We start from the raw sequence: 15,738 nt of genomic DNA, 5'->3' as shown, positions 1-15,738 counted from the left end.
TTTCGATTGAGGTCCCACGGATACATGCTTCGGTCTGTGGTCAGCGCGCCGACTACCAGCATGATGCTGGTTCGATCCGGTTCCGATGCATCCATCTCATTGGCGTGTTTGACAGCAGTCAGCGACGGTCCAGACCTCGGCGTCATCGGAACCACGCCCTTGCGAGACCTCGACGTGCCGGAAAGCGCATTTCAGTTCAATAAGTTAGCAAGTTGCAATGCGCACCTTGCAACTTACTGTTTTTAATTGATTTTTCTGCAAACTCACGTCACCCTGCCCTAAGCCAAGGGTGACATTCATGCTCCGATTAACCGTCCGTCAGAAATCAATCATTCCGACCCGCGAAAACGGAGAGGTGGCACTTGGGGTACTTGAGTTCATCCTAAGCAACTCCTTCTCTGTAAATCGGCGTGCAAAATTGACCCACTTGGGTGGGTTATGAGCGAGTAAAATTGACCCACCTGTTTTCGTTAACATCCGCACAAAAAGTGCGGAGGAAAGAGCAGGTGTTACTGATGGAAAGCGTGTCGAAGATCCGACGATGGGTATTGGTTGAGGGACGCAGCATCCGGTCTGTTGCGCGGGCGACGGGATTATCGCGGAACACGATCAAGAAGTATCTGAAGGATGAGAGCCCGCCGAGCTACCAGCGCCAGGCCCCGCCGGTTCGGCACAAACTGTGCAACGGGTTTGATCTTCGGCTTCAGGAGCTGTTCGATCAGGACCAGAAGCGACCACGCCGGGAGCGGCGGACGGCCCAGAAGCTCTATGAGCAGCTCGTGGTGGAAGGCTACACCGGTTCCTATTCGCCAGTTCAGCGATTTGTCCGCGATCTGAGGCGGGCCGGTGCCGGTTCGGGCGAGGCCTTTATCCCGCTGCATTTTGCGGCAGGCGATGCGCTGCAATTTGACTGGAGCGAAGAACGGGTTGTCCTGGGCGGTATCGAGCAGAAGGTGAAGGTTGCCCATTTCCGCCTGTGCCACAGCCGCAAGCCCTTTGTCGTCGCCTATCCCGGCGAAGCCCAGGAGATGGTGCTGGATGCCTTTGCGCAGGCGCTGTCTTTCTATGGCGGGGTTCCACGCCGGGTGATCATCGACAACCCCAAGACCATGGTGACCTATGTCTCCCGCTCCAAGGACCGGATATTCCATCCCCGGTTCCTTGCCTTGATGAACCATTACGTTATGGAGCCGGTGGCCTGCACCCCGGCTGCGGGCTGGGAGAAGGGACAGGTCGAGAACCAGGTCCAGTTTTTGCGCGGCCGGTTGTTTGTGCCCAAACCTGCCTTTGATGATCTCGATGCGCTGAACGATTGGCTGCGCCTGCGCTGTGAAGAGCTGGCAAACCGGCCCCATCCCGAGCAATCGGATCGCACGATTGCAGAGCTGTTCGAAGACGAACGCGCCGAACTGCGCCCTCTGGGGCGAGCATTTGACGGATACGTGGAAAAGACCGTTCGTGTTCGCTCCACCTGCCTGGTTCAATATGCCAGCAATCGCTACAGCGTGCCGTCCCGGTTCGCGGGGCAACATGTGTCGCTGCGCGCCTATGCAGGCCGGATCGTGCTGGTGTCGGGCCAGGATGTCATCGCCGAGCACAAGCGTCGCTTCACCCGCAATGTCAGCTATTTTGAACCTTGGCACTACGTGCCGCTGCTGGATCGCAAGCCCGGCGCCCTGCGCGACGGCGCCCCCTTTGTGGACTGGCAACTGCCTGAGGCCATGCATCAGATCAGGGAGCACTACATGGCCGGCAAAGGCGGGGATCGGGAGTTCGTCGATCTGCTTCTGCTGGCCCAGGATCACGGGGTCGAGGTGGTCGAGACGGCTTGCGAACTGGCGGTGGAACAAAACACCCTGCGCCTGCCCGCCATCATCAACCTGATTAACCAGTTGGTGGAGCCGGTCATCACGCCGCTCAGCGACGCCTATACCTATCCGCAGCTGACCTTGCGGCCCGAGGCCGATTGCAAGCGCTATGAGACGCTGTGCTCGGCTGAGGAGGCTGCCGCATGAACGCCCTCATCGACCAACTGACCGCCCTGAGGCTGCACGGGATGGCAGCTTGCGCCCATGATTTGCTGTCCGCGCGCAAGCCACCAAGTCTGACCACAGCGATAAAGCAACTGATCGACGCTGAGACTGTAGAGCGGCGGGTGCGCTCCATCCAGTATCAAATGAGGATTGCGAAGTTCCCCCACCACAAGGACTTCGCCACCTTCGATTACAGCGCGGCCGCCGTCACCCAGCCCCAAATCGAGCCGTTCTGCTCAGGCCAATTCACAGAAGAGGCACATAATCTCATCCTGGTGGGCGGAACCGGCACCGGCAAAACCCACATCGCCATCGCGCTTGGAACCACCCTGATCAGCAACGGCAAGAAGGCGCGCTTCTTCAACGCCGTCGACCTGATCAACGCCCTGATCAAGGAACAGGCCGAGGGCAATGCCGGGAAGATCATCCGGCAGCTCTCGGCCCTGGACTGCGTCATCATCGACGAGCTGGGCTACATCCCGTTCCCCAAGTCCGGCGGCGCGTTGCTGTTCCATCTGATCAGCAAGCTCTATGAGAAGACCAGTGTCATCATCACGACGAACCTGGAGTTCGGCGAATGGGTCTCGGTCTTCGGTGACGCCAAGATGACAACCGCGCTTCTGGATCGCGTAACCCATCACTGCGCAATCATCGAGACAGGCAACACGTCATACCGGTTCGCACAGAGCAAGCGACGCAGAAAAACATAAACGTCGCGCAAGCAAAGCCCCCAGTCGGACTCGCTATATGAGGGCGGCCCGCCTGGGGCCTTTGCGCCACAAGGGGTGGGTCAAATTCAAACGCTGAAACCGGGTCAGTTTTGAACGCTCATTGACAGTCGACGAAGCGTCGATGTGTTCACTGCCTGATATCTGGCGCATCTTAAAACGCCTGGGTGAGGCTCAACTCATCCTTTGTGGTGACCCAGCTCAGCTGCCACCAATCTCATTTGGACTGGTCTTCCATGTTCTTGCGAATTCGGCTTCGATGCCATCTGTAACACTGGATCGAATTATGCGTCAGCGCAAAGACAGTGGCATTCCTGCCGTTGCTGAGGCCATTCGTTTTGGGCGCCTGCCAAAGTTGAAACAGTACAGTGGTGCAAAACCTGGCATTACCTTCAACGCATGTTCAGATACCGATGCGATTTCCCTTATCACTCGCATTATTCGTGACCTTGGAAGCGCTGGTATTGATCAGGATGACGTTCAAATCATCGGGTCAATCAAGAGCGGTGAAGCTGGTGTTACTGCTATCAACGCCCACTTCCACGACGAGGTTGTGAAAGATGGCGCAGACCTCTGGCCGGAGGCCAAGCACATCGCTGCTGGGGAGCCAATGATCTGGACAAAAAACGATAGATACACTGGTTTCACAAACGGTTCTATGGGTCGTGTGACAGGCATTGAAGGTAGTGTTGTCAGTGCTGTCATTGACGGGCAAGGTGTAGAGCTAGACGCAGGCATTGCAAAAAATATGACCGAGCTGGCTTACGCTATCACAGTCCACAAGAGCCAAGGCTCGCAATGGCCGGTCATCATTGTTCCAGTCTTCAAGAACCGTTTGCAGGATCGTAGCATGATCTACACCGCGATCACGCGCGCTCAGGAACAAGTCATACTTGTTGGTGACTATGGTGCACTTGTCGAAGCAGTTGAGACAACGCCAGCTGCGCTTCGGCGTCAGGTTGGCTTACCAACTTGGTTGTCACTGACGTGCTCCGCGTAGAGTCCGCGGCTATTAGTTCGCCCTGTTCAGGGTTTGGCTTTCTCTTGATCGTTGGTCATGACGTGACCCCGTCGAGGCTCGTGTACCTGTCTGTGGTTGTCGACCTTAGCCGGTCAAGCCGCGAGAATAGGCGCAGCAATGGTGATTTCATCCGGGCTGATCTGGGTGGTATAAATCAACTGCTCCACCCCTTTGGCTTTGGCGCTTGCAAACGCCATCGCATAAGTTGGGTCGATGTCCGCCGCCAACTGAAAACGGTGGCAATCTGTACGCTGAACAAGATAGAGCATCACCGCCCGATGGCCTTGTTGCGATATTTTCGCCAATTCTCCGAGGTGTTTTGTTCCACGTTTGGTCACACTATCAGGGAACTCTGCGAGCCCCGGTTGGCGCATCAAAGTGACGCTTTTCACCTCGACATAGCAGTCAGGCAGACCGTCTCGGCTCAGCAGAAAATCAATGCGGCTGTTTTCACCATATTTCACCTCTGGCCAAATTGTTTCGTATTCGGCCAGTTCAGGGATTTTTTGTTCTTCAAGCGCTGCCCTCAGCGCCCGGTTAGGAACCGAAGTATCGACACCGGTGAAATGACCATTCTCGTGATCCACCAGGCGCCAGCCATAGTTCAGCTTTTTTTTGCCATCATTGGGTTCCAGCCAGACCCGCATCCCTGGTTCAGCCAGCCCCATCATCGAACCAGGATTGGGGCAGTGCGCAGTGACTTCCTGTCCGTCTGACAGCAAGCAATCGGCTAAGAAGCGTTTGTAGCGGCGAACCAAAGTGGCGGGGATGAGAGACGTGGTAAATTTCATTTTTCCTACCTATCTCACCCCCACTGTATATCAAACCCTATCGCAGGATTGAGTACATCCTCAGTAGTCTCAAATTTTGCACGCCATCGGCAACGAATTCAGATCTTCTCTCCTATGGCCCCAATCGGACATCACAGCGCCCTACCTAGTCCTTCGCCCAGCAGCATAGAGAAAGTTCCCCAACAGGATATCTCCGACTGACATCTATGTATGGGATTGAAATGCCGATGCGCTATTTTTCCAAGACAGCGCCATACAGCACTAACACTAGCAAGGCTTATCGGCACGGAGACTTCAAATATCGTAGGGCTGATAAGCCTTGCGGGCGTGGTTTTGGTTACTCGAAGAAGACCACTCAGATCGCCCCTTACATTCTGCCTAATTCTGTTTCGATCATTTTTTTTGGCAACTCGCGTCGACTGCAAAGCACCCTCAATCCGCCCCGTTTCAGTGAAGAGCAGATCATAGGCACGATGAAGGAGCTACACCAGAGGTCAAGAGAAAACCGAACCCTGAATAGAGCGACCTGAAAGTCGCGATCTTTCTGTGTGAACAGGCATGGGTCACACCTGTAGGATCGCGCATAGTTTTGCTCATTTTGCCCATAGGTTTGCGCGTTCGCTGCGCCTACCTCGCAATGAAGTTGCAAGGGCCGTCAGAAAATCAACTCAAGCACATCCCAGCTCTACATATAGCGCATCAGACTCCACACTGGACAACCCAAAGTTTTACTGATGCTATCTGCTGCGGCTGGGGTTATTGGTGAGCGTCCAAACATCAATGAGGCAAGGGAAAGAGCTTCTAAGGCCAGTCTTGCACGATTAACCAGATCAGATCCCTCAGATCGGTCCCCCGCACACAGTCAGTCAGTCATCACGACTGACATTCATCATTGCGCAAAACAATCTATCGACAACATCGTCAGCGCCTTGATAGCCAACTTTAAGCCCGTCCAGGCCAACGGAGGCGTGAAGAATTGCAGGCGCAGGAGCCGTCTTCGCTTCCTGAGCAAACCAACTCTCAAAATCTTTGACGTCGCGATCAGATCCGTGCGCAATCAGCGCTGCCAGGATGCAATCATGCAGTTTTTGCCAAGACTGCAGCACCGTTTCGTCACTCATATCACTTCCCCGGTTCAAACGCCGTAGCACTTCAACCGGGGTAATGAGGATTTGTCGGTGTCGCAAGAAGGTTGCACTCCCTTTGGTGCTTACATTCGAATCTCGTTGAAATGTGTGTTACAGACACTACCTAATTTTTGTCTGGAACCTCTTGTTGCTTAAGGGATCAAAACCTTGGTCGAATGGCTGCCCGTGTCACTTCAGACGCTCTATGCTGAAGTGGTCGACCGAAGTTGGGGCGGCTCGTACGCAGAGTTGCTCGAAGCTGGCGGCACGCCTTACAAGCGGTCCCTGAAAGGTCGTGATTACTGGTATTTCAAGACTTCTCCTGTTGGAACCGGTTCACGTAAGGACCTCTATCTTGGCCCCAACACCAGCGCTGTGCGTCAGCGAGTGGATGAGTTGCGCGACCTCAAGCGCATCCGCAGGGACCGCATTTCAATGATCCGCGCGCTGAGAGCGGCAGGGCTGCCGGCACCAGATGCCATGAGCGGCAAAGTTCTTTCGGCTCTCTGTGAAGCGGGCGTATCCCGTCTGCAGACCGTCGTCGTTGGCACCATCGCGTTCCAGACCTACGGTGCGATGCTGGGCGTTCGTTTCAAAAAGAGGATTGCCCAGACTTCCGATCCCACCCAACTCCACTCAGTCTCTATCTACGTCGACAAACAGATCAAGGGTGATCTGCTGTCCCTCTTGCACCGTGTAGACGAGAGATTTCGGCTTGCACCTCAAGCGTTCGACAGCACGAAATCCCTGAAATATGTGCTCGCCCCTGAAACTCAGGAAGAGTTCTCTGTCCATGTCCTGCACTCCCTTGCGGGCTCTGAACGCCGCGGCCGTAGCGCAGAGAGAAATGCGATCCAGGGCGGTGACGAGATCCACCTTTGTCATGGTTTCCTCATCAAAGGGGCAATCAACGCAGTTGCCCTTCACGGCATCGGTATTCCGATTAACGTGCCTGCGCCAGAGCGCTACGCCGTGCATAAGCTTATCGTGTCTCGCATGCACAAGGGCTTAGCCCAGAGCCAGGCCAAGACCCGCAAAGACTTGGCTCAAGCCCAAGTGCTCATCGAAGTGCTGCTCGAAGATCGGCCATATGAACTTCAGCGTGTTTGGAACGAGGCTTTTCTAAGGGGACCGATGTGGTCAGAGGCGTTACACCAGGCTACCAACATAATTGATGGTGGCATCAAAGAGCGCCTGATGGCCCTCACCGGGCTGGAAATCTGACCAAGGCCCATGGTTGGGAGTTAGCAGAGCAACAGGAGAGAACAAGCCCACGCCTTTGCTTCCCGCCGGGTGACGACGATCAAATTTTGGGGCTAAGATGACCTGTCGCTACCCATTAATCAGTTCAGGTACCGAATATGGCCCAAACTGTGAAACTTGCTGATGAGATCATGGCCTTGGTCCGCCGCGAGGCACGATTGAATGGCCGCTCATTGACTGGTCAGGTCACCCACTGGCTGAAAATTGGCCGGGCCATCGAGCGCTCCGGCAGTTTCGACTACGCCCGCATCACCGCCGCGCTTGAAAACGATCATGCCTCCACGCGACCGCATGATGATGAGGAAGACGCGTGGCTGGATACATTCACCAAAAAGATGGGGCATCCGACGGAAGCTGAAGAGAATTTCTTTCGCCGGCGCCAATCACTCGGCCGCGGAGTTGGCCTCGATGCTGAGGGCAACCTCGTCTACGCCAAGCACGGCACCGCCGGTTGAGGCCGAACCTTACCTCACATGGGGACGCTTGTCGGCCAGGACTGATTGCCTCTTGGCAGGCGGAAATATCTTAGCCCATGGCAGCGGCACTGTTCACATTTTCCAAGCTTCGCGTTTCAAGTCTCGAATGTAACGAGCTACGCGAAACACCTCACCACTGTTACAAAGGTCAATCGGCCGTCTCCCGCTGAATGCGTGGTGCTTCCTTTTCAGCCAGCTTCGGGCGTACTTGGGGCTTTCAGACCATGCCACAAGCATCTTGACGATTACACGCTCTTCAGCCGTCATAACGTCCGCTCCCAGTGTCTCTACGCTTTGGAAGTGCCATTGATTTCTCGATGTAATTCACGCGGTCATGCAGCACGGAGATCGCGTCATCGACACCAAATGGGCGATCTGCATTCAACGAGCGATGAAGAAAGGCCAGCTCAGCTTCGAGCCAGTCTGTTGCTGTTTCCACCAGCCTGCGGTGTTCCTGGTTGGACGGCTCATACTGAATGTCCGGAAACAATCTTGACCAGATGAAGCCGACGGGATCTGAGTGTGTTTCCCTCAATCGGGAACTGATCTCCTGCAAGAGCTCGCGAGCGGTCGCGCATCTCAAATCATCTCGTGACATACCTCTTTCCTCCAATAAATCTTGGTGGAAACGCCGGGATTTGCACCCGGGGGTACACTCTGATCTGGAGCTACTGGGGGTATAAGGCCCGTCCCGCACTACGCCGCTTCCGCTGTCTGATCTCTGATCAGGCGGATATTCGTTGCGGCGTATAGAAGGCGAAGGTCATGGTCGCATCGTAAGTCGAGTTGGTCTGTTCGGTCAATTGCCACGGAAGAGCACGTTCCAGCCCACCCTGACCAGACGATCAAAAGCTGCTGAGAACGGCGGTGCGAAAGTCGACCACGGTATAGGTATCCAAAATTAGCCCCCTATTTGACGCGCGATTAGCTGGCCCGATGCGGTGTAGCCTCCACAAAGCGAAGCCATGTCGGGCTAGCGTCGGCTCGACTATCCCCGGTTATTGAAGCGCCAGCTCTCGTTGCCAGTTTCGAAAACGTCCCAATGGAAGGCAACGAGAACGGTGAGAGTGACTTCTGCCCTTCCGAAGCAGTCTAGAGAATAACTTCCCTAGCTGCCTTCTCTTGAGTTCAACAACCCAAGCGCAAAACAACCCCTACATCACGGAACTGCCCCATTTTTAAACCCAGCGAAACGTTACCAATTTATCAAGAGAAGGAAATAAAAACGAAGGAACTGATATGAAGACACTTGTTGTTGTGCACCCGGGGAGCCTGTTTGGGAGCGCCGACTTTTCCGTTGGAAAGCGTGCAGCCTGGGAATGCCGAAACCGGATAATGGAAGAGATCTCGGGGCACCAGGGGAACCTCATTGTGATAGATGGTTTTCTTTCCGATGAAATTAGCGAAGAATTCGAAGACGTCATCCAAACAGGTTTATCTAACGCAATCACTTTCGCAACTAGAATGGGGCAGTTGGGGACTTTCACAGCTTTGCGTGTATGGGGCTGTGACGGAGGGGAAAGGCCATTCGAAGGCTGGCATGGTTTTGGGAGCTACACCCAGCCGATGGAGTTTTCGGGCCAGGAGGAAGCAGCGGAGTACATTTCCAGTTACTTAACCTCGGATGAAGTCGTTGTCACCGGAGCATGGGCCACTGAGCATGGGAAGTGGGGGTGCGTGAACTCGGTTGCTGATGTCTTTCACTCTAGGTTACCGAAAGCCTCTGTTCGGGTTTCTGAAGATGCACTTTTTGAGGGCCGCGGAACAAAACCCAATTCGCTAAACATGTAATTGAGCCGGTGCACGAGTGGCTTGTTTCCGTTGATCCACCACTTATTCAATAGCTGCGAGTTTCATTTTACTGAGGCGGCTGACTGAGCACCGGCCGCTTCAGCTTGCTAAGCTTCTGGTGTTCATGATCGCCCTACCTGGAATTCTTGGCCAGGCCATGCATCCAACTCGAGAAGCAACGGGCGTTTACCATTAGTTTGGGCAAACGATTTGTCCGAGAAGTGAACGAATTCTGCACCACCAACAGTCCGAGCTTGCTCCATTGCTACGCATTGACAGCCAGCTTGCTCATTGATGTCACTCGTGCTTGACTACAGGCACTGGGCGCCTCCGCTGCCCCGAACCAAAGGCCAGGAACCAATCGAAGGGCATTTGCCTGCGGATGAACAACTTTGAACCTAGCACTGTATCTCGGTGCGAGGGCTCTCCTGGCAGCTCCGCACCAATGGAGATTCACTCATGGTTCACCTCGTCTCGCCCACAGGGACAGCCCTCGACGTCTTGAAGAAAGCCGCGCGCCAACGTCAAAACGACAGAAAGCTGCCTTTCACCAGGGCACTCGACCAAATCGCCCAAGAAGAGTTTTGTCGAATGCGGCGGAAGAAACTTGTCCCTCATAGCGGCTTTGGCGGACCTTTCGAGGAAGAGCTTCTGGAGCAAGCTTCGTGGCGTGACCTCGCAGCCCTGGCCTGGAGTTTTGATCCGGCGAAGCGGACATTGACCTCCCCGCCATCACGGAAAGAAGTTGGAGTACTAGAACGTCGCTATCTTTCTCATATTCTCGACTGGAGCAAGATCGAACCTGACCCAAACCTCTTTGGAAAACCCCAAACCAGACACAATAAATGGGGTGATGATACTCTTCACGTTTGGATCAGCGTCGAAAGACGCGGCGTATATGATTATCCAGCGCGGGTCTATTTCGTTGGGCACGAGGAAATGGAGACCGTACCAGTTGCCCGCGCAACTGTCATACCAGGCAGCTTCGAAACTCTGGAAGACAACCTCGCGGCCGCTATGAAACTGGAATGGAGTCTCCATCAGGCTCTGAGAGATGCAAAGTCTTCCGGATACCAAGTCGACCCACGTGCCAAGTTTGAACTACAAGCTAGTGAGATGCAGAACGGTAGCTCCCAACTGCTTTGCATTCTCGGCCCTGCAGATGACGTTCCGGGCGGCTTTGGGGCTTGGTTTTCGCATTTCCCTTACTTTGACAGCCCGCCAATGGTGCATTTGGCAAGTTTCGGTCATGACCGCTCTTTCGGCGAACTAAGCTTGGAATCCTTAACACTGCAGGCATGGAATGGAATTGTGGCAAGCTGCTCGACCTCAGCGCACAGCCAGGCCATCAAGGCTAACAAGGAATACTATGACGTCGCGATACCGCTTACTTCAGCCGATGCTGGTTCAGTCAGGGCTGCTATTTTTCACCCCACGCAACGGGGTCCAGCGTAACCGCCCGATTTGAACCGCCTGCTCGTGTGTCCTGGAGATTGGTAAGAAACGTCCATAAAGACGTCTTTAATGACGTCTCCTACAGGGAGGGAGGCAGCTGTGCGGGGCGAAATTCTTGGCTTGGAGCGTCGGCGCCGCTGGAGTGACGACGAGAAGTTGGCGATTGTGCTTTCGGTCGGGGTGAACGGCGCGACCGTGTCGCAGGTCGCACAGCGCCACGAGATCAGGCGGCAGCAGATCTATGCCTGGCGATACGAGCTGAGGAGGAAGGGGCTTCTGACGCCAGACGACGCGACGCTATTCCTGCCCGTCGATATTACGTCGCCGCCGGAACCGCAGGAAGCGTGCGCCCCTGAAGCGAGCTTGGCGTTGATTGAGGTGGTTCTACGCAATGGTCGCAGCTTGCGGGTCGATGCCCATGTGGATGCGGCGGTGCTGACCCGTTTGATCCAGGCGGTGGAGGCGGCATGATCGGCCCGGGAACCGGCATTCGCGTTTACCTGGCCTGCGGTCACACTGATATGCGCAAAGGTATCGCGGGGCTTTCAGCGATCGCGCAGGATGTCTTGAGGCAGCGGCCATCGAACGGTGCCGTGTTCGCGTTTCGAGGGCGCCGCGGCGACAGGGTGAAGCTTCTGTATTGGGATGGCCAGGGCTTTTGCCTGTATTACAAAGTCCTGGAGAAGGGTCGTTTCCCATGGCCTGCGGCGACGGATGGCAGCGTGCGTCTGACCGCCGCTCAATTGGCCATGCTCTGGGAGGGGATCGACTGGCGCAGGCCGGATTGGGGCGCGCCACCAGCCCGGACGGGCTGATTTATCTCCCTGGAATCGTTTGTTTTTATGGCGTCCGACCTTGGAGAATGGTATCCACCACCATGTCCGTAGAAGCCACGCCTCTCCCCAATGATCCCGCCGTTCTGAAGGCGATGATCGCCGCGTTGCAGGCGGAAAACCAGAAGATGTCCGCCAGTTTGCGGGCGCATGATCTGCTGGTTCAGGCGCTGCGCGTCCGGATTGCCAGATTGCAGAAGCAGAAATTCGGCTCCAGTTCGGAAAAGATCGAGCGGGAGATCGAGCAACTGGAACTGGCGCTGGAGGACCTGCAGGTTGCGCTCGCCGAGGCGGATGAACTGCCGCCGGAGGGCGACGATGAGCCGGAGACGGACAACCAGACCCCGGAACCAGCCGAACCGCGGGAGTCGAGGCGCCGCCGTCCGAAGGTGTCGCAGGACACGCCGCGCGAACGCCGCGAGCTTGACCCCGGCGACAGTTGCCCGGATTGCGGGGGCGATCTGCGTGTGGTCGGGGAGGATGTCAGCGAGCTGATCGACATGATTGCAGCCCAGCTGAAGGTCATCGAGATCGCGCGTATCAAGAAATCCTGCCGGCGCTGCGAGCGTATGGTTCAAAGCCCGGCACCCAGCCGTCCGATCCCACGGAGCATGGCGGGCCCGAACCTTCTGGCTTATGTGCTGACCTCGAAGTTCGACGACCACGTGCCGTTGTATCGTCAGAACGAGATCTTCGCCCGCATGGGGGCAGACATCCCGGACACGACCCTGGTCGACTGGTGCGGCGGGGCAATGAAGGCGCTGGCGCCGCTGATCGAGAAGATCGAGGCCGAGATCATGGCCAGCAATCTTCTGCACGCAGATGACACGCCCATCCGGGTTCTCGATCGCGGCCGCCGCGACAAGGGGCTCGGAAAGGGCGTCAAGAAAGGCCGGATCTGGGCCTATGTCCGGGATCAGCGCCCATGGGCGGGCACGGCCCCGCCCGGTGCGGTCTATCACTTTGCCCCGGACTGGAAGGAAGAGCATGTCCTCGCCCATCTTGGCGAGACCAGCGGCATTCTCCAGGCTGATGGCTACAAGGGGTATGCCAAGCTCTATGCCGCGGACCTGGACGGCAAGAGCCAGTTCCGGGAGGCCGCGTGCTGGGCGCATCTTCGCCGCGACTTTCACGATGTCTGGACCGCGACGAAATCCGCAATCGCGCGCGAGGCGCTCGACCGTATCGGCAAGCTCTACGACATCGAACGAGAAATCAGCGGCAAGCCTGCCGAACTGCGGCTGGCCGTGCGCCAAAAGGAAAGCAAGCCCAAGGTTGATGCGTTCCGGGACTGGGCCGAAAGGCAGCTCACCCGTATTCCCGGTAAGAGTGATCTGGCCAAGGCGTTCCGCTACGGGCTGAGCCGTTGGGCTTCATTCACGCTGTTTCTGGAGGACGGGCGCGTGGCCATCGACAACAATCCCGCCGAGCGCGCGCTGCGGCCCATTGGCGTTGGCAGGCGGAACTGGCTATTCGCGGGTTCGGATACCGGCGGTGAAACGCTCGCCCGCGCCATGACCGTCATCGAGACGGCAAAGATGAACGGCCTCGATCCGCAGGCCTACCTCGCAGATGTCTTGGACCGTATCCACGATCACATGGTCAACCGGCTGGCCGAATTGCTCCCTTGGAACTGGAAGCCGGCAGATCAGAGCCGCAGCGAGGCTGCGTGATGGCAGCGACGACCTACGTCTGCTCCATCGCCCATGTCGCCAGCCTGCTGGGCGAGGATCCTGGACTTCTCGAGGCCATCGTCAGCAACGACGACAACCTCTCCTACGGCAACATCGTCAGCGTCCACATCGGACGGGACGACTACATTACGGCGCTGACCGACGAGGGCATCGACGAATTGCGCGACATGCTGGCATCAGCACGAGTGTCCGTTGAGGCTTGGCACAGCTTCCTCGAAGACTTCGTCGCTGAGCCCGGCATCATCGCCCGCGTCAACAATCAACCGCTGCGGTAAAAATCGGGCGCTTACGGTCCAGCGTTTATTCATGAAGAAGTTCCCTGGATGCTTGCCAGACCGAAAAAAGGAAAAATCAGGCACGTCTCCGAAATCCTTGATGGTACGAGGCGTGGCATTGTTGCCCCCCTAATGGCACCTTCGTAACCGATGAGGAACAGCCACAAGAACCATATTAGGTGCCTATCTTACTTTTAGCGATGGGCACGAAATCCAGCTAAGCACCTTTCTCCTTGAGAGGCGCCACTTTGACTGAGGCATGCTGTTCTGGAGATCCTTTAATTGAGAGCTGACGCCGAATGGGCTACATCATGCATCACTGGTCTTTTCTTGCCGTAAGAAACCTGCACTCTACACCTCTTAAGCTTGCCCCGATGTCACTTTTCTGATTTGACCGTGCAAAACTGAAAAAGGTGAACTATGGAAATTGATATTACCGGCCTCAACGTTTCTGAACTTGAAGCACTCTCTCAAGAAATTGAGGCTCGCAAGGCCCAAGTTGCTGAAAAGGCCAAGCAGAATGCTTACAATGAGATGCTCGCCATCGCTGAAAAGCACGGCGTTAGCTTTGAAGAAGTTGTTGCTCTGCACAGCGGCAAAGGCCGTAAGTCAGGTTCGAAAGCAGCCGCGAAGTACGCCAACCCCAATGACCCCTCGCAGACTTGGAGCGGACGTGGTCGCAAACCTGGCTGGGTTCATGAGGCCTTGGAAGCTGGCAAGTCTCTAGAGGACATCGAAATCTGAAGCATTGGATGACGGGAGAGGTACTCTTCTTCCCGATCAGTTCCCACATTCCTGAGCACAGGCGGCTGACCGCCGCCTGGCTTTTTACTGAGTTGTTGGGTCCCCGAAAAGACCGTTCAACCACTGTTTAAAGAACTTACAGCATCCATCTAAGGGGAGCTGCTCAAAATCTATCTGACAGCATGCGCAATGTAGAAATGGGCTTTGACTGAGCGGAGCAAGTGCTCGAAATCCCCAGAAACCGCCTTCTTCAAGAAGCTATCAATTCTGGGTTCCTCTACGCTGGCTTTTTCAGCTGCGTTTCGACAGATCGCCAAAATCTCGAAAGCATTTGTACTTTCAGCAGGCAGCTCGATGGCGGCAATTTTTTCCATATCCAATCCTTAAAGTTAATACTCGCCTACCATCGCAACACTGGGTTAATCTGGCATTAAATAATTGGGGAAGCGGGACAGCGCGGTCATCTGAATACTTTCGCCGGATGAGCGGTTTGGGGCCCTTCACGACAGTATTGGGCTGCCATAGTTCTTCGGGGATCTGGAAGACAGGTCTTGGTTGGCGGCACACGCAGTCAAACAAAACCGATCGTCGCCTGCGCGAGCAAAATCTGGAGATGATCGAACTCCCAGTCTGCGGGACCTTCCCGCCGTTCGCCGCAAGTGCTCAATCGTCGCTGCAGTAGCGAAGGCGACCTGAAAGAAGGGCGGAAAGCGGTCATTCGCTGCTTCGCTCGTGAACTGCAATATTTCTCCGTCCAGTAGCGTTCTTGACACCCTGCTGGGATGAATTCTACTGGGACCAGGGGGTGCCAACATGACTATTTCAACGTGAGCAGTAAGTTATACATGGGGACTCTCCGATGAGCTTGATCAAAGAGCTGCTACTGAGTGTCGGGATCGATGACGGAATAGCACTTAGTGCCTTGGCAGTTGCAGCATTTAGCTGGTGGTCAGCCCACCGAGCAGCAAAGGCGTCTGAGCGTTCTGCTGCGGTCGCGCAAAGCCAACTCGATATTCTTACAAAAAAGGTGGCAATGATTGACGAACCAGGGAAAATGGCGGAAGTCCTTCCTGCTTGGTTTGTCGAGAGGATGGCTACCGATTTCTGGTATTTCGGGCTTTTGATGGACAACAACACAGTCCTGCCCATTCACCAGATAAAGAAGATCTCCGATGATGGGCGGTGGCTGGAGGTCGAGCTTATGGAGAAAGGGGATGAAATTCACGAATTTCCGGACAGCCCAGTTTCAGAAATGAAGATGATCTATGCTCTCGAAGACCGCAATACGGCGAACGTGCAGGTCTCTAAAATTGTTGCAACTATAGAGCTTGCAAACACATGAACAACAAGGAAAATTCAGATTTTATTGTCCGGCAGAATTTTCATCATTTTCATATTGGGAATATTCGTTAGATGCCGCTCTCCGTCAAACATAACATCCTTTCCTATGTCGTCAATGACAGAAAGAACCACGCGGGCAGTGCAGCCGCTCCCAACCGGGCCTCGT

The 15,738-nt window shown here is 55.4% G+C and carries 18 protein-coding genes; 13 read left to right on the top strand and 5 right to left on the bottom strand.

Annotated features, from left to right (window positions below; genetic code table 11):
- Positions 1 to 515 precede the first annotated feature (515 nt).
- The 3 genes from istA to ACXAED_RS10930 all read left to right on the top strand — a co-directional run bounded on the left by istA (position 516) and on the right by ACXAED_RS10930 (position 3,761).
- On the top strand, positions 516 to 2,015 hold the full coding sequence (istA, locus tag ACXAED_RS10940) for an IS21 family transposase (protein ID WP_475046390.1): 1,500 nt from the start codon (positions 516 to 518) through the stop codon (positions 2,013 to 2,015).
- Positions 2,012 to 2,743, top strand: a complete 732-nt coding sequence (gene istB, locus ACXAED_RS10935) for an IS21-like element helper ATPase IstB (RefSeq protein WP_027234437.1) — start codon at positions 2,012 to 2,014, stop codon at positions 2,741 to 2,743. The genes istA and istB overlap by 4 nt, the downstream gene beginning before the upstream one ends.
- 121 nt (positions 2,744 to 2,864) lie before the next feature.
- A complete protein-coding gene (locus ACXAED_RS10930) occupies positions 2,865 to 3,761 on the top strand; it encodes an ATP-dependent DNA helicase (RefSeq protein WP_475049586.1) in 897 nt (298 codons plus the stop codon).
- A gap of 113 nt (positions 3,762 to 3,874) precedes the next feature.
- Here ACXAED_RS10930 and sfsA read toward each other — a convergent pair whose 3' ends face one another.
- Both sfsA and ACXAED_RS10920 read right to left on the bottom strand, forming a co-directional pair.
- Complete coding sequence (gene sfsA, locus ACXAED_RS10925; protein ID WP_475049585.1) at positions 3,875 to 4,573, bottom strand: DNA/RNA nuclease SfsA; 699 nt, start codon at positions 4,571 to 4,573, stop codon at positions 3,875 to 3,877.
- Between the two features lie 866 nt (positions 4,574 to 5,439).
- Positions 5,440 to 5,694, bottom strand: coding sequence for a hypothetical protein (locus ACXAED_RS10920; protein ID WP_475049583.1), 255 nt, complete (start codon positions 5,692 to 5,694; stop codon positions 5,440 to 5,442).
- A 174-nt stretch (positions 5,695 to 5,868) separates the two neighbouring features.
- Between ACXAED_RS10920 and ACXAED_RS10915 the strand changes: the two genes are divergently transcribed.
- Together ACXAED_RS10915 and ACXAED_RS10910 are read left to right on the top strand one after the other, a co-directional pair.
- On the top strand, positions 5,869 to 6,924 hold the full coding sequence (locus ACXAED_RS10915) for a GSU2403 family nucleotidyltransferase fold protein (RefSeq protein ID WP_475049581.1): 1,056 nt from the start codon (positions 5,869 to 5,871) through the stop codon (positions 6,922 to 6,924).
- Positions 6,925 to 7,061: 137 nt separating this feature from the next.
- Complete coding sequence (locus tag ACXAED_RS10910; protein WP_475049579.1) at positions 7,062 to 7,418, top strand: TA system antitoxin ParD family protein; 357 nt, start codon at positions 7,062 to 7,064, stop codon at positions 7,416 to 7,418.
- 93 nt (positions 7,419 to 7,511) lie between these two features.
- Here ACXAED_RS10910 and ACXAED_RS10905 read toward each other — a convergent pair whose 3' ends face one another.
- Together ACXAED_RS10905 and ACXAED_RS10900 are read right to left on the bottom strand one after the other, a co-directional pair.
- Complete coding sequence (locus tag ACXAED_RS10905; RefSeq protein WP_475053093.1) at positions 7,512 to 7,676, bottom strand: antitoxin Xre/MbcA/ParS toxin-binding domain-containing protein; 165 nt, start codon at positions 7,674 to 7,676, stop codon at positions 7,512 to 7,514.
- Between the two features lie 19 nt (positions 7,677 to 7,695).
- On the bottom strand, positions 7,696 to 8,037 hold the full coding sequence (locus ACXAED_RS10900; RefSeq protein WP_475049578.1) for a hypothetical protein: 342 nt from the start codon (positions 8,035 to 8,037) through the stop codon (positions 7,696 to 7,698).
- A 641-nt stretch (positions 8,038 to 8,678) separates the two neighbouring features.
- Between ACXAED_RS10900 and ACXAED_RS10895 the strand changes: the two genes are divergently transcribed.
- The 7 genes from ACXAED_RS10895 (at position 8,679) to ACXAED_RS10865 (ending at position 14,231) form a co-directional block, all read left to right on the top strand.
- A complete protein-coding gene (locus ACXAED_RS10895; RefSeq protein ID WP_475049577.1) occupies positions 8,679 to 9,230 on the top strand; it encodes a hypothetical protein in 552 nt (183 codons plus the stop codon).
- A gap of 459 nt (positions 9,231 to 9,689) precedes the next feature.
- Positions 9,690 to 10,685 carry a hypothetical protein gene (locus ACXAED_RS10890; RefSeq protein ID WP_475049574.1) on the top strand — a complete coding sequence of 332 codons (996 nt, stop codon included), beginning with the start codon at positions 9,690 to 9,692 and terminating at the stop codon, positions 10,683 to 10,685.
- Positions 10,686 to 10,754: 69 nt separating this feature from the next.
- Complete coding sequence (tnpA, locus tag ACXAED_RS10885) at positions 10,755 to 11,156, top strand: IS66-like element accessory protein TnpA (protein WP_167510219.1); 402 nt, start codon at positions 10,755 to 10,757, stop codon at positions 11,154 to 11,156.
- Positions 11,153 to 11,500 carry an IS66 family insertion sequence element accessory protein TnpB gene (gene tnpB / locus ACXAED_RS10880; protein WP_141889229.1) on the top strand — a complete coding sequence of 116 codons (348 nt, stop codon included), beginning with the start codon at positions 11,153 to 11,155 and terminating at the stop codon, positions 11,498 to 11,500. Before tnpA ends, tnpB begins: the two co-directional genes overlap by 4 nt.
- Before the next feature lie 62 nt (positions 11,501 to 11,562).
- Positions 11,563 to 13,191: an IS66 family transposase gene (tnpC, locus tag ACXAED_RS10875; RefSeq protein ID WP_141889295.1), complete on the top strand. Its 1,629-nt coding sequence runs from the start codon at positions 11,563 to 11,565 to the stop codon at positions 13,189 to 13,191.
- Complete coding sequence (locus ACXAED_RS10870) at positions 13,191 to 13,487, top strand: hypothetical protein (protein WP_141889230.1); 297 nt, start codon at positions 13,191 to 13,193, stop codon at positions 13,485 to 13,487. The genes tnpC and ACXAED_RS10870 overlap by 1 nt, the downstream gene beginning before the upstream one ends.
- Before the next feature lie 420 nt (positions 13,488 to 13,907).
- On the top strand, positions 13,908 to 14,231 hold the full coding sequence (locus tag ACXAED_RS10865) for an H-NS histone family protein (protein ID WP_475049571.1): 324 nt from the start codon (positions 13,908 to 13,910) through the stop codon (positions 14,229 to 14,231).
- Between the two features lie 170 nt (positions 14,232 to 14,401).
- Here the strand turns inward: ACXAED_RS10865 and ACXAED_RS10860 are convergent, their stop codons facing one another.
- Positions 14,402 to 14,605 carry a hypothetical protein gene (locus ACXAED_RS10860; RefSeq protein ID WP_475049569.1) on the bottom strand — a complete coding sequence of 68 codons (204 nt, stop codon included), beginning with the start codon at positions 14,603 to 14,605 and terminating at the stop codon, positions 14,402 to 14,404.
- A gap of 485 nt (positions 14,606 to 15,090) precedes the next feature.
- Between ACXAED_RS10860 and ACXAED_RS10855 the strand changes: the two genes are divergently transcribed.
- Positions 15,091 to 15,573 (top strand): hypothetical protein, encoded by a 483-nt coding sequence (locus ACXAED_RS10855; protein ID WP_475049567.1) that lies wholly within the window; start codon positions 15,091 to 15,093, stop codon positions 15,571 to 15,573.
- Positions 15,574 to 15,738 lie beyond the last annotated feature (165 nt).

The sequence above is a fragment of the Leisingera sp. ABM4_103 genome (assembly GCF_056158685.1).
This window is presented reverse-complemented; position numbering and strand designations above follow the sequence as displayed.